The organism is Paenibacillus donghaensis, from assembly GCF_002192415.1.
Lineage (GTDB): Bacteria > Bacillota > Bacilli > Paenibacillales > Paenibacillaceae > Paenibacillus_AQ > Paenibacillus_AQ donghaensis.
In genome coordinates this window covers 2,589,418-2,601,924 of the sequence record NZ_CP021780.1, presented here as the reverse complement: position 1 = coordinate 2,601,924, position 12,507 = coordinate 2,589,418, and the positions used below count along the sequence as shown (strand labels likewise).

11 protein-coding genes and 1 pseudogene are annotated in these 12,507 nt (G+C 53.8%); 2 read left to right on the top strand and 10 right to left on the bottom strand.

The features are described 5' to 3' along the window. Window positions 1-105 precede the first annotated feature (105 nt). From B9T62_RS11380 to B9T62_RS38955, 6 genes and pseudogenes are all read right to left on the bottom strand, one after another. The gene (locus B9T62_RS11380) at window positions 106-930 is read right to left on the bottom strand and encodes a DUF3221 domain-containing protein (RefSeq protein ID WP_087915365.1); all 825 of its coding nucleotides are present in this window, start codon (window positions 928-930) and stop codon (window positions 106-108) included. Window positions 931-987: 57 nt separating this feature from the next. Beyond that, window positions 988-2,091, bottom strand: coding sequence for a Gfo/Idh/MocA family protein (locus B9T62_RS11375; protein WP_087915364.1), 1,104 nt, complete (start codon window positions 2,089-2,091; stop codon window positions 988-990). A 21-nt stretch (window positions 2,092-2,112) separates the two neighbouring features. Next, the gene (locus B9T62_RS11370) at window positions 2,113-2,844 is read right to left on the bottom strand and encodes a ThuA domain-containing protein (RefSeq protein ID WP_087915363.1); all 732 of its coding nucleotides are present in this window, start codon (window positions 2,842-2,844) and stop codon (window positions 2,113-2,115) included. Between the two features lie 25 nt (window positions 2,845-2,869). Further along, window positions 2,870-4,030 (bottom strand): Gfo/Idh/MocA family protein, encoded by a 1,161-nt coding sequence (locus B9T62_RS11365; RefSeq protein ID WP_087915362.1) that lies wholly within the window; start codon window positions 4,028-4,030, stop codon window positions 2,870-2,872. Window positions 4,031-4,059: 29 nt separating this feature from the next. Further along, window positions 4,060-5,120, bottom strand: a pseudogene (locus tag B9T62_RS11360) (LacI family DNA-binding transcriptional regulator). 764 nt (window positions 5,121-5,884) lie between these two features. After that, the gene (locus B9T62_RS38955) at window positions 5,885-6,043 is read right to left on the bottom strand and encodes a hypothetical protein (protein WP_157685573.1); all 159 of its coding nucleotides are present in this window, start codon (window positions 6,041-6,043) and stop codon (window positions 5,885-5,887) included. Window positions 6,044-6,388: 345 nt separating this feature from the next. Here B9T62_RS38955 and B9T62_RS11355 point away from each other — a divergent pair, with 345 nt between their 5' ends. Beyond that, on the top strand, window positions 6,389-7,459 hold the full coding sequence (locus B9T62_RS11355; RefSeq protein ID WP_087915361.1) for an SDR family oxidoreductase: 1,071 nt from the start codon (window positions 6,389-6,391) through the stop codon (window positions 7,457-7,459). 17 nt (window positions 7,460-7,476) lie between these two features. On the opposite strand, the gene B9T62_RS11350 is transcribed toward B9T62_RS11355, so the two are convergent. Then, on the bottom strand, window positions 7,477-7,857 hold the full coding sequence (locus B9T62_RS11350) for a winged helix-turn-helix transcriptional regulator (protein ID WP_087915360.1): 381 nt from the start codon (window positions 7,855-7,857) through the stop codon (window positions 7,477-7,479). 79 nt (window positions 7,858-7,936) lie between these two features. After that, the gene (locus B9T62_RS11345) at window positions 7,937-8,806 is read right to left on the bottom strand and encodes a LysR family transcriptional regulator (protein ID WP_087915359.1); all 870 of its coding nucleotides are present in this window, start codon (window positions 8,804-8,806) and stop codon (window positions 7,937-7,939) included. 172 nt (window positions 8,807-8,978) lie between these two features. Between B9T62_RS11345 and B9T62_RS11340 the strand changes: the two genes are divergently transcribed. Beyond that, entirely contained in the window at window positions 8,979-9,875 is an 897-nt protein-coding gene (locus B9T62_RS11340) for a DMT family transporter (protein WP_087915358.1), read from the top strand. Window positions 9,876-10,295: 420 nt separating this feature from the next. Here B9T62_RS11340 and B9T62_RS11335 read toward each other — a convergent pair whose 3' ends face one another. Together B9T62_RS11335 and B9T62_RS11330 are read right to left on the bottom strand one after the other, a co-directional pair. Further along, entirely contained in the window at window positions 10,296-11,789 is a 1,494-nt protein-coding gene (locus B9T62_RS11335) for an MDR family MFS transporter (protein ID WP_087915357.1), read from the bottom strand. A gap of 35 nt (window positions 11,790-11,824) precedes the next feature. After that, window positions 11,825-12,454: a TetR/AcrR family transcriptional regulator gene (locus B9T62_RS11330; protein ID WP_087915356.1), complete on the bottom strand. Its 630-nt coding sequence runs from the start codon at window positions 12,452-12,454 to the stop codon at window positions 11,825-11,827. Window positions 12,455-12,507: the final 53 nt, after the last annotated feature.

Sequence of the window (12,507 nt, the reverse complement as noted above, 5' to 3'; positions counted from 1 at the left end):
CTCCATTTAGGAAGACCTGCTGGTCTGATAAATAACGTTCCATTATATTATGAACTTAAGAATGGGGAGTACAGTTGCCTGAAAATCCTGATGTGCAGGGCATCTCTATTTAAGCTCCAGCCGCCGCAGGGAAGCTTGTGCAGGCAGCGAATCATGTACCGTTCCGGTGCTCCACAGGTCTACCTTCTGTCCCACCTTAAGGCTCTTGAAGCTTATCGTTTCACCGGCGGTATCATACAGCTCAGATTTGCCGCTGATCGAGAACCAGTAGGTAGGCTCCTCCTGCCCGGGTTCCAGAATCAGCATACGCGGTTTCTCTCCGGCTTCCATCTCAATAATTTCTCCCGTGACATGAGGTTCGCCCAGCTCTATAATGCTGTATTCCAGCATTCCCGGGTCCACCCGCTTCTCCAGCTCAAGCTTGGCTGCCGCTGCACTGTCGTCCGGCACAGTGACAGTTAGCCGGTTGCCGATGACATCAATGCCAGTCCCATAGAGATTCAGCTTCTCGTGAAGTTGTTCGTGCACAATAAGCTTCTGGGCCGCCTCTAATTCCTGATGAGTGTATTTCACGTCATGCAGGGTATAGCTGCCTGCGGTAAATTTCTCTGCAAAGCGCTGCTCCACCTCATCGGTCAAGCCGACAATATTAACGTGCAGCTTGTCATCCTGCAGGTACAGGTCACCGTTCGGAATCTCTTCAGCCTTTAGCAAACCTCGAATCCCTGTTACATTCCCCGGATATTTTACCTTAACCGTTTCGCTGTTTCCATTCTTGGCCACGGGAGAATCCGCAGCAAGCTCAGCCGCCATGGTTTGCGCGGGCGTAGGCTCCGGCTTAGCATTCTCGGCCCCTTCCTTATCCGTGCAGCCGCCCAGAATCAAAGCCGCTGCGGATATTCCGAGCCAATATCGTTTCATGTTTGGCATATATTCACATCCTCAGCTGTTTAACTACTAAACGCGCTGTGGACGCCAGATGTTGCATTAGTCCAATACGTAAGGGGCCAAGCCTTGCGGCAGCGGCGCGGGCGGCGTGCATGTACTCTTCATTTCATAGAAATGTTTAGCATCAGAGGAATCATGGAACGCCCACATCGCTTCCAGCACGTGATAGGCCATGTCTCCACTCGCCCGGTGGGCGCGTCCGCTGCGGATGGCGCTCGCCATGTCTGCCGGACCGATGCCGCGCGTATTCTCTTCATACCCCGGCAGCAGCGGCTGCTCGGTCCATTCCTGTTCTCCGGTCAGGCGGTATCGCACCGTCCCGCCGAACGTGTTCGGATCAGGGACCTGCACCGTCCCTTCCGTCCCGTAGATCTCGATCGGCGGCAGATCACTGCCCCCGAAAATATCGAAGCTGGTGATCATCGTAGCGATCACACCGCTTTGGAATTGCAATGTTCCGGCTACATGCGTGGGAATGCTGACCGGAATCTTCTGCCCTGCTTTTTTCTCGCTGGTTATCGTTCTTTCCTGCAGCGCGGTGCCAGTCATGCCCGTTACTGTGCGGATCGGACCGAGCAGCTGTACCAGCGCCGTCAGATAATAAGGTCCCATGTCGAACATCGGACCGCCTCCGGCAGCATAATAGAATTCCGGGTCAGGATGCCAATGCTCATGTCCCCGCGCCAGCATGAATGAGGAGGCCGCCACCGGCTTGCCGATCACTCCGTCAGCCAGCAGCTTCAGCACGGTCTGTATGCCTGCACCGAAGAAAGTCTCCGGTGCGCTGCCTAGAAGCACCCCCTTGGCCCTTGCCGCGGCAAGCATCTCCAGCCCTTCTTCCCGGGTGACAGCGAGCGGCTTCTCCACATACACATGTTTGCCTGCTGCGATGGCCTTCAGACTGACTTCTGCATGGGCAGATGGAATGGTCAGATTGATCACCAGTTCAATCTGCGGATCATCCAGCAGCTGCTGCGTTGTATACACTAGCGGGATCTGATATTTCTCCGCCTGCACTGCGGCTCTCGCCAAGTCCATGTCTGCACACGCTACCAGGTCCAGCAGTTCAAACTTCTGGCAGTTTTCCATATAAATGCTGCTGATTTTGCCGCAGCCGATAATGCCAACCTTCACTTTATCCATTGGTTGATCGCTCCCGGAGTTTTATTGACTGTCTGCCATGCCACTGTAGCTGTTTCCATTTACGGGTTCTTTCCCTATAAGATTCTGCGCTTCTGCCTTGCCCTCGGCAGCCCACAGCAGTCCACGGCGCAGCATTTCCTTAACCTGCGGCAGGGCCACAATGTCGGCATGATGGCCTAGCGAATGATAATAGACCCGGCCTACGCCCCAGTGCTTGGTCCAGACTACCGGCATATCTACCGGTTTGTTCAGCCGGTGCGGACCGTCGACCAGCGGGAAGCGGGTCGTCGCCAGCACTTCCACCGCAGGGTCGACATGCAGATAATAATGCTCGGTAGTCACTTCGAAATCCTCCAGACCTGCAACCAGCGGATGGGTACTCTCCGGGATGTGGACCGTGTACTTCACGCCGTCATTGCCAGGATGGGCCACCCATTGTCCTCCAGTCATGAACGCCCAGTCCGTATTCTTGCGGAAGGCATCACACATCCCGCCATGGCAGCCCGCCAGGCCGGTTCCGTTCTGCACTGCCGCGGAGATGTTGTCGACCCGCTCTCTTGCAATTTCACCCATTGTCCAGACCGGCACAATCAGGTCCAGGCCCATGAGCTTGTCGGCATCGTCAAACACCGCAAGCGTAGTCGAGACCTCCACTTCAAACTGCGCTTCACGCAGCATCTCCGCAAAAATGGCGGCTACCTGCTCCGGCTCATGTCCATCCCAGCCGCCCCATACGATTAATGCTTTTTTCAACGTCAGCACCCCTTAGTTAGAATTTTCACATCTCGGATATAGTCACCCAGCGCCGCTCCGCCACCGAACGTTCTACGGCTTCCAGCACCGCCTGGCAATTCACGCCATCCCGGAAATTCGGCTGCGGTTGCCGTCCTTCCTCCAACGCCTGACTCAGCTCCAGCATTTCATGAATGAAAGTGTGCTCGAAACCAATCGTATGTCCCGGCGGCCACCAGGCCTCCGCATAGTCATGGGCAGGATCAGTCGCCAGCACCCGGCGGAACCCTTGCACATCCTCATCATCCCGGGTCAGATACACCTCCAGCTCATTCATTCGTTCGAAATCGAACTTCACACTGCCAAGACTTCCATTAATCTCAAAAGAATTAGTCGAGCGGTGGCCAGCCGCAAATCGGGTAGCCTCGAAGCTGCCCAGCGCGCCATTGTCAAAACGGGCCAGAAACAATGTGGCATCATCCACAGTAACTTGTCCCTTGGGTGCATTCTTGTCGCCTGTGGCGCTAAGTCCGGTCATCTCGGCCGCCAGCGGACGTTCCTTGATGAAGGTCTCGCTCATGCCGATGACTTCCTTGATCCCTCCAACCAGATAATGAGCCAGATCAATCAGATGCGCCCCAAGATCCCCATGCGAGCCTGAACCGGCAATCTCCTTCTGCAACCTCCAGACCAGCGGGAACTCCGGGTCCAGAATCCAGTCCTGCAGAAACCAGGCACGGAAATGATAAATCTGCCCCAGACGTCCACTGTCTACCAGCTTCTTCGCCAATCTTACCGCCGGAGAGAAACGGTAGTTGAAGCCGACCATATGTGCCACACCGGCCGTTTCCGCAGCCTGCAGCATTTCACGGGAATCTTCGAGGGTAAGCGCCAGCGGTTTCTCGCAGAAAATATGCTTGCCCGCCTTCGCGGCAGCCAGTGCAATTTCCTTGTGGGCATTACTCGGCGCGTTGATGTCAATAAGGTCGATATCCTCACGCTCTACCAGCCGCCGCCAATCGGTCTCGCTCTCCGCCCAGCCCATGACCCGCGCCGCCTCACGGACGGCTTCCCCATTCCTGCCACATAGCACAGACATCTCGGGCTTCAGCGACTTCGGGAAAAACATAGGCAGACTGCGGTAAGCGTTGCTGTGGGCCTTGCCCATAAATTTGTAGCCGATCATTCCGATGCGTAGCTGCTTCATCCTATTCCTCCTCAGGGTTGTGTTGGTTTCTATTGACTTTGGTCTGGGTGAACCTGCGCCGCCGCCCTCAGTGAAGAGGCACGAACCACCAGCTCAGCAGGCAGCTTGACCCTGATCAGCGGTGTCTCTGCCGCCGCTTCCCCGCTAGGCGGAAGCTCCAGCACCCGGCTTGCGGCAATCTCTCCCAGCTGAAAAAAAGGGACACGCACACTACTCAGCGCAGGAGTCGTTAGTTCTGCGGCCTCCGAATCATCGTAGCCAACGATGGCAGGCAGCTGCTCCGGCTGAACACCAAGCTCGCGCAGACCTTGCTGCAGCCCGATCGCCATCCGGTCATTGGCGGTCAATACCGCATCGATCGAGGCAAGCCGCGGGGCCAGCTGTGCCGCGGCCGCTACGCCGCTTCTGCGGCTGAAGTTGCCGGCCAGCAACAGCGCAGGATCAGGCTCAAGGCCTGCTTCTTCCAGCGCGCTGCGGTAACCGCACAGACGGTCACGGCTGTTCGAATATTCAGCAGGCCCATTGAGGAAGGCGATGCGCCGGTGGCCTTGCTCCAGCAGATGTTTCACAGCCTGGCGGCTGCCTTCCACATGATCGGCGTCCACTTCATGGAATTCCTCGCCTGTGAAGTTCTGATTGATTAGGCAGTAAGGATGTCCCTCCGCCTTCATCTGCCGCAGTGCGGCCAGCTCACCGGCCTCTTCCTTGGCTCCCAGTACAATACAGGCGTCAATCTTGCGCGTGCGGAACAAGGCGGAGTAGTCCATGGGTTCATCGGCATCACGGAACAGCATCAGCAGGTCGTAGCCCTCTTCCCGTGCTTTGCTGCCGATTCCGCTTAAGATTTCCGAGAAATAATACGCAGAGAATAGGCGGGCTTTGGGCAGATGGGGCATGACCACGCCCAGATTCCCGCTCCGCTTGCGGGCAAAGCTGCGGGCAAGCGAGCTGGGGTATAACCCAGACGTTGCGCTACCTCCAGCACCTTAAGCTTGGTGCTTTCCTTCAGCGGGCCCACATTGTTCAGCACCCGTGAGACGGTTGCTTCCGATACGCCCGCAGCGTCGGCCACCTCTTTTCGACTGGCGATAGGCACACACTTCCTTTTTCATCACTTCTGTAAGCGTAATATCCGCTTAATGTACACGCGTACATTCTCTCACGAAGCACAGCACAGGTCAATGCTTTTTCACATCTTATATTATGAGAATTTAGCATTTGGTTTGGAACTCTGAGAGCAAATAAATGCGAAACTGGTTACTACTTAGAACCCCCTTGTGTTCCTTGTGTTACTCGTCCGAGCCTGTCATACCACACCGCGCGACAAGGAGGCTAAGCATAACAAATGAAGGCCGTTGCCAGTAACCAGCGCTTAACTTTCAGACTACTAACGGACTCAGGAGCCTCTATTTGCTGTAAAAAGGCTGTTTTGCAGGTCTAACGGACTCAGGAGCCCCTATTCAAGCCGAAACCCACTAGTTAGGGCCTGTTTTTCCGATATAGAGGCTATGCGGTCCGTTACATTCCAAACCAGCGCAGAAATGAGGAAATAGAAGCTATACGGTCCGTTAGGACGTAGGTTACCTGAAGTTCGGGTGGGGGAGGGTTTGGGTTAAGGTAGCGCGATCCCCTAACCTTCTCGAGTAACCCTCTATACCCTCGCAGGGTCCTAAGTAGTAACCGATACTGCAACTATATTCAGCCGAATCGTGAGTCATCGGTCGTTTAAGTGCGAATTTGCAACTAATTTCGAGTAAATCAAGCCTATTTCGCTCAAACGCTGAAATTAGATGCTCTTTTGCACTTATTTCCTCCAAATTCAACAAAAACAGCTATTTAGATGCAGTATCGCAACTAAATCATTAGCACACACTCGAACCGTTCGGTCCCCGGATACTTCTCGCCCAGGCACATGACCAAGAACCCGTTCTTCCGGTAGTAACCCACAGCCTCCTGATCGGTTTCTGCTGTAAGGGTTGCCCCCTTATTAAGTCGGCTAAGTTGCCGCACCATTTCAGAGCCTACACCCGCCCCACATGCATTCCGTCAAGCAGAAACGGCTTCGCAGTCCTCTGAAAGAGACGGTATCCGTTTCTGCATTATATTTCAACAAAAGTTTCGCTTCGCTCAGCGTTTGATCATTGTTCACATGAATCATAGATTTCAGCCCCCTTCCTGATTAGCCTATTTTCTTAAGCGGCTGCTGCAGCTGTATTTCTTGGGTTATTACGGAGCTCAACATTCCTTACATTACATTAAAGTGCTTATAGCACCTCAAAGTGCGTACTTCTCAACCACCCGCTCCTTCCGCCATACTAACAGGGCGACACAATACAGAATAGAAGGAGCTGAACCCATATGAATACGAACTCTCTGGCAGCACACAAAGTCGCTTTGGTTGTAGGCGCAAATGGTGTCATCGGCCGTAATCTGATCGAATATCTGACAACGCTGAGCGATTGGGAAGTGATCGGACTCTCCCGCCGCGGAGGGGAGCAGACAGACCGTGTCCGCTATGTATCAGTTGACCTGCTCGACAAGGAATCCACTCTCCGGAAATTAAGCGGATTGACCGAAGTGACCCATATCTTCTATGCCGCTTATCAGGATCGGCCAACCTGGGCAGAGCTGGTTCCACCCAATCTGGCCATACTGGTGAATGTGGTGGAAGCGATTGAACCTGTTGCCACCCGGCTGCAGCATATCAGTCTGATGCAAGGCTACAAGGTATATGGTGCTCATCTGGGGCCGTTCAAGACACCCGCCCGTGAGACAGATGCCCATCACATGCCACCCGAGTTTAATGTTGATCAACAGAATTACCTTGAGACGCGGCAACAAGACAACACCTGGACCTGGTCAGCGCTTCGACCTTCTGTCGTCTGCGGCTTCTCGCTTGGCAATCCGATGAATTTGGCTATGGTCATTGCAATTTATGCTTCCATCTCCAAGCAGCTTGGCTTGCCGCTGCGTTTTCCGGGTAAACCGGGCGCTTACGACAGCCTGCTGGAGATGACGGATGCAGGACTCCTGGCCAAGGCCACAGTTTGGGCAGCCACCGACGAGCGATGTGCGAATCAGGCTTTTAATATTACGAATGGGGATTTATTCCGCTGGAATGAGCTGTGGCCGGCAATTGCCAAGTATTTCGGACTGGAGACCGCGCCGCCGCTGCCCATGTCCCTCGATCTTGTGATGGCTGACAAGGAAGAACTGTGGAATACGATGGTTCGGCAACATGGACTTGCAGAGCATTCATACAGTGAAGTCTCCTCCTGGGCCTTTGGAGATTTCGTGTTTGGCTGGAATTACGACTTCTTCGCGGATGGCTCCAAGGCCCGACGATTCGGCTTCCACGAATACATCGATACACAGCAAATGTTTGTGGACATCTTCGATGATTTCCGCAGACGTAAATTAATTCCGTAACTGAATAGACGGCCTGCTCATGTATGATTCACAGATTCAAGCGGGTCATTGGCCCGTACAACAGCCTTTCCCTCATACTTCCGCTCCATATGGCCTTCTCCCCAACGGCACATATGGTGCAGGAGGTCTTTGAGGCTCATCCCGTAATCGGTTAATTCGTATTCCACCTTTGGTGGTACCTGATTGTAAGATATTCGCAGGATAATTCCTTCCTCTTCAAGCTCACGCAGTTGCTGTGTCAACACTTTTTGCGTAATGGCCGGGATCAGGGTCTTGAACTCACTATTGCGTTTCTTGCCAAAGGTAAGATGAAACAGAATGACCGGTTTCCACTTTCCGCCAATGACCTCCAGTGTAGCTTCTACGGCCGTGTTGTAAATCTTCTCGGGTTGTGTCATTGTCCCGCCCACCTTCCTCTATGTCTATTCTCGAATAGTATAACTGCAAGCTAACATATTATAAAATCACCCTAAATGATCAGGCCCCCCTCCATCCCTCCACATGCTTCAGAAACCGCTTCGCGGCCGGGGAGGCATGTTTCATGGAATGGACGGCGATGCCAAGCGACCGGAAGCTACGCTCCTCCAGCTCCAGCATCACTACCTGATGGTTCTGGCGCGCCAGCACCAGCTCCGGCAGGATGCTGATGCCCAGCCCCTTCTCAACCATCGCGATGATGGCATAGTCGTCCCCTGCGGAGAATTTAATGTTCGGCTTGATCCGCGCCTTCTCCAGCACGCGCCTTACATCATAATCCGAGCCGGTCTTCGGCATGATGAAGTCCTCGTGGGCAAGCTGGGCCAGCGGGAAATGCGGGGCGCTGCTGAGTGGATGATCCTTGGCGACGATGGCCAGCATGCGGTCTTTTTTGAGCGGAATGACCTCGAACTTCTCCCGGGTAGGCAGCGAGATGAACCCGCAGTCAATCACTCCCGCCTCCAGCCATTGCTCAATCTCTAGGTAACCGCCCTCCATCAGCTTGAACTCAATATAAGGATACTCCTTGCGGAATTGCTTGATCATATCGGGCAGCCAATGCACAGATACACTGGTGAACGTGCCGATAGTGATCGTCCCCACCTCCAGCCCGTGGATATCGGCGACCTCCTGCTTCAGCTGCTCATTCCATTTCAGAATCTCCCGGATCGGGTGCAGCACCTGCTCTCCGTTGACGGTCAGCTTGACGCCGGAACGGTTGCGGATGAGCAGCGTGAACCCGAACTCCATCTCCAGACTGCTGATCGTATGGCTGATGCCGGATTGCGTGAACCCTAGCACATCAGCGGCTCTGGTCAGACTGCCCAGCTCAACAACCTTCAGAAAAACCTCATATTTATTAATGCTCAACCCGTTCTCCCCCTGTACCTTCCCAGCCCTGATATACATGAGTATTACTCATGTTTGTTATGCTAAACATTCAGTATTCTTATGTATCTCAGCAAATTATACTGTATTAAGCTGTAAGAAGAAACGGCTCTGGAAACTTATACTTTATTTAAATAAAGAAGGATGATGAGAAATGAAGCCGCATAAGGCTGAGCTGCTGCTGATCATGGTTACGATGTTCTGGGGGTCGTCCTACCTGTTTATGAAGATGGGACTGGGTACGCTGGGAGAGTTCAATTTGATTGCGCTGCGGTTTGGCCTGGCTTTTATCCTGGCGGGTGTGCTGTTTCATAAACGGCTGAGACGGGTCGATGCCCGGACCATGAAATATGGGGCTGTGCTAGGCTTCCTGCTGCTGGGTGTGTTCACCTGCATTACCTTTGGCCTGAAGACTACCAGTACCTCCAACGCCGGATTTCTGGTTGCGCTAACGGTGATTTTTGTGCCGCTGCTTGAGGTGATGGTGTTCCGCAAAAAGGTCTCGCCCCCCCAGCTGTTCGGCTCCATACTCGCCATTGCCGGGATCGGCCTGCTGACCCTGAACTCGGCGCTGAGCATCCAGCCGGGTGATTTTCTCTGCATTCTTGCCGCAGCCTTCTATGCGGTGCAGATTCTGGTTACGGGCGCTGCCGTCACAACCAGCGACACCCTGAACCTTGGCATCCTGCAGCTTGGTTTCGCTGGCGGGTATGCCCTGATCCTCTCGGCGATCTTCGAGACCCCCGCGCTGCCGTCTACGCTGCCGGGCTGGGCCGCGATTCTCGCGCTCGGTATCCTATGCAGCGCCTGCGGCTTCATTCTGCAGCCGGTGGCCCAGAAGTTCACCTCGCCGACCCGTACCGGGCTGATCTTCTCGCTGGAGCCGGTGTTCGCCGCCCTGTTTGCCTTCTGGTTCGCCGGTGAACAGCTATCCCTGCAGGGCTATGCCGGAGCCTCGCTGGTGCTGCTGGGCATTCTAGCTTCCGAGCTGCTGGGGAATCTGCCCTTCCGGCGCAGAATCACCGGCAGAGCAGATCATAAGCTGCCTTAAGCAGCAGCTTATAGTGAAACACAAATGTACTACTTAGATCCCGTATGCTGAGACAATCCAGGAATTAGCTCATCGGTGATTTGCATAAGTTCGAACCTATGATTTAGTTGCAAAAGTGCATCTAATCAATCTACTTTTTCCGTTTTGGAACAAATAAGTGCATAAAGGCACCTAATTTGGCCGTTTGAGCGTATGAGGCTTGATTTACTCGAAATTAGTTGCGGATTCGCACTTAAACGCCTACTGATGGAGGATTCGACAGAAATTAGTTGCAGTTTCGCATTTATTTGCTCCGTACGTTCTTGGCAACCTCACATTCCACGCTGAAACTGAATAGTAAAAGAGCTGGACCTAAGTAGTACCAACACAAAAGCCGGCCCTCCGCATACGGAAGTCCGGCTCTTTTTGCTATGACAAGCTTTAATGAATCATCACCGCAGGTTCCCCGGCATGTCCATCTTCGGGAGATGGTTTCGCTGCTGCTTTCGGCTTGCGCAGAATGATGCTGATTACCACCCCGGCCACGGCAATGCAGCCAGCCAGGAAGAACACATCATTGAAGCCAAGCACAGCGGCAGATAACGGATTGCCGCCCTGCACCAGCTCCGTGGAATGCACCGCGATCTGGCTGGTCAGGTAACCGGTCATGCCCGCAACGGCGAAGGACACAACGACCTGCTGGGCAGCCGCAGTCAGCGGTGTGACCCGTCCGACCAGTTCCTTCGGTGCCGAGTTCAGCACATGAGTGTTCAGCGGCATCATCGACAAGCCCATACCCAGACCCATGAAGGCCAGACACATCATGATGAACGGCAGGCCGGTATCGACCGTGATGCCGGAGAGCAGGAACAGTGCAGTCGAGATGATGCTAAGTCCGACGAACGCCAAGGGACGTGCCCCAATCTTGTCAAACAGCCGTCCGCCGAGCGGCATGCCTATCCCGGAGGATAAGGCTTGTGGAAGCAGGATCAGTCCGGTTTCCAGCGGTGTGAAATTACGAATCTGCTGCAGATACAGCGGTACAAACAGCATCGACCCGAACAGTGCGGCCTGGGTAACCCAGGTCAAGATGATACCGCGTGTGAAGTCGGAGGAGCGGAAGACCCGCAGCTCCAGCAGCGGGTGCTTATGCAGCAGTTCCACGATGATGAACAGGATCAGCGCAACGCCACCGACAGACAATCCTACAATCGTCGAGGTTGAGGACCAACTGCCGCCTCCGCCTTCGTTCACACCGTATGCCAGCATAGAGAACGCAATCGGCGCCAGAATGATGCCGAACAGATCCAGATGCGCTTTGCCCTTCTTCTCCGTCTTCGGCAGATATTTAATCCCCAGAATTATCCCAACGATCCCGATTGGCAGGTTGATCAGGAAGATCCAATGCCAGCTCACATATTCAATCAGCCAGCCCGACAGCACCGGTCCCAGTGCGGGAGCAAGCAGCATCGGAATGCCCAGCATACCCATGATTGAACCTCTGCGCTCCAGCGGCGCCAGCCGGAATACCATGGCAAGGCCGATCGGCGCCACCATGCCTCCGCCCAGTCCCTGGATGATACGGAAGAGGATCAGCTGACCGGAGGTCTGCGCGAACGAGCATAGAATTGAACCTAACACGAACATACCTACAGTGACGAGAAATACCTGCTTCGAGCCAAACCGGTCAGTCATATAGCCGGCAAGCGGTATAACCGCAGCGAGCGCCAGCGTATACCCGGTAATTGCCCATTGAATAGTCTTCAGATCGGTAGAGAAATACTCCACCAGCTTGGGTACAGCTACGTTAACGACCGTTCCATCCAGAATAACCATAATCATCCCTACGATAATTGCCAGTAGAGGCGGAATAATGGCCTTCAGCGAGAAAGGCTGCTCCTCGGCTGTGTTATGGGTTGTGTTTAGATTTGACACCAGTTCTCCACTCTTCTCTCTTTATAATTAATTGTTTACTTATACTGATAGAAATAACGCTCAATCAATTCATCAATTTGCTCTGTAACGGAGAGCAGGGTGAATCCCAAGGGAAGCTTCTCTCCTTCATCCGTGTTCGGACAGCTGCTTAGGGTCAAGCTGAATATAGCCGCCCCATAGAGCTGAACCAGCATGGTAGACAGTCTGCTCTCCTCTGTTTCTCCGGTGATCTCCGTCAGGACGGCATGCATCTGCTGAACCCGCATCACCTTCCAGTATCGGCTGTATTCGGTGTGCGAGCCAATAATATGCTGTGTCTGATCCATCATCTTGCGGACCAATCCGGGATACTGCTGCACCTTGCCCAGGAGAGCAACAAAAAAATGCTTAAGCCGCTCCTTGGGCCCCATAGCCGGGTCCTCCAGCGCTGCAAAGACTTCGTCAAAGGTGGAGATCAGCATTCGCATCGCGTCGGAAAGTAATTGGTCCTTGGAACCAAAATAATAATTCACCAGCGCAAGATTCGTGTTGGCGCGGCTGGCAATTTTGCGCAGCGTTGCGCAGCCAAACCCTTCTTCCCGGATTAACTCCACCGTAGCTTCCAGAATAATTTGTTTCGTATCTTTATCTACCGTTGATTCCGTCTGGGTTCTGTCATGAGTCATAGGTTGTGCAAGTAGCCTCCTTCCTATTTGATAAACACTGTTTTAAACATCGT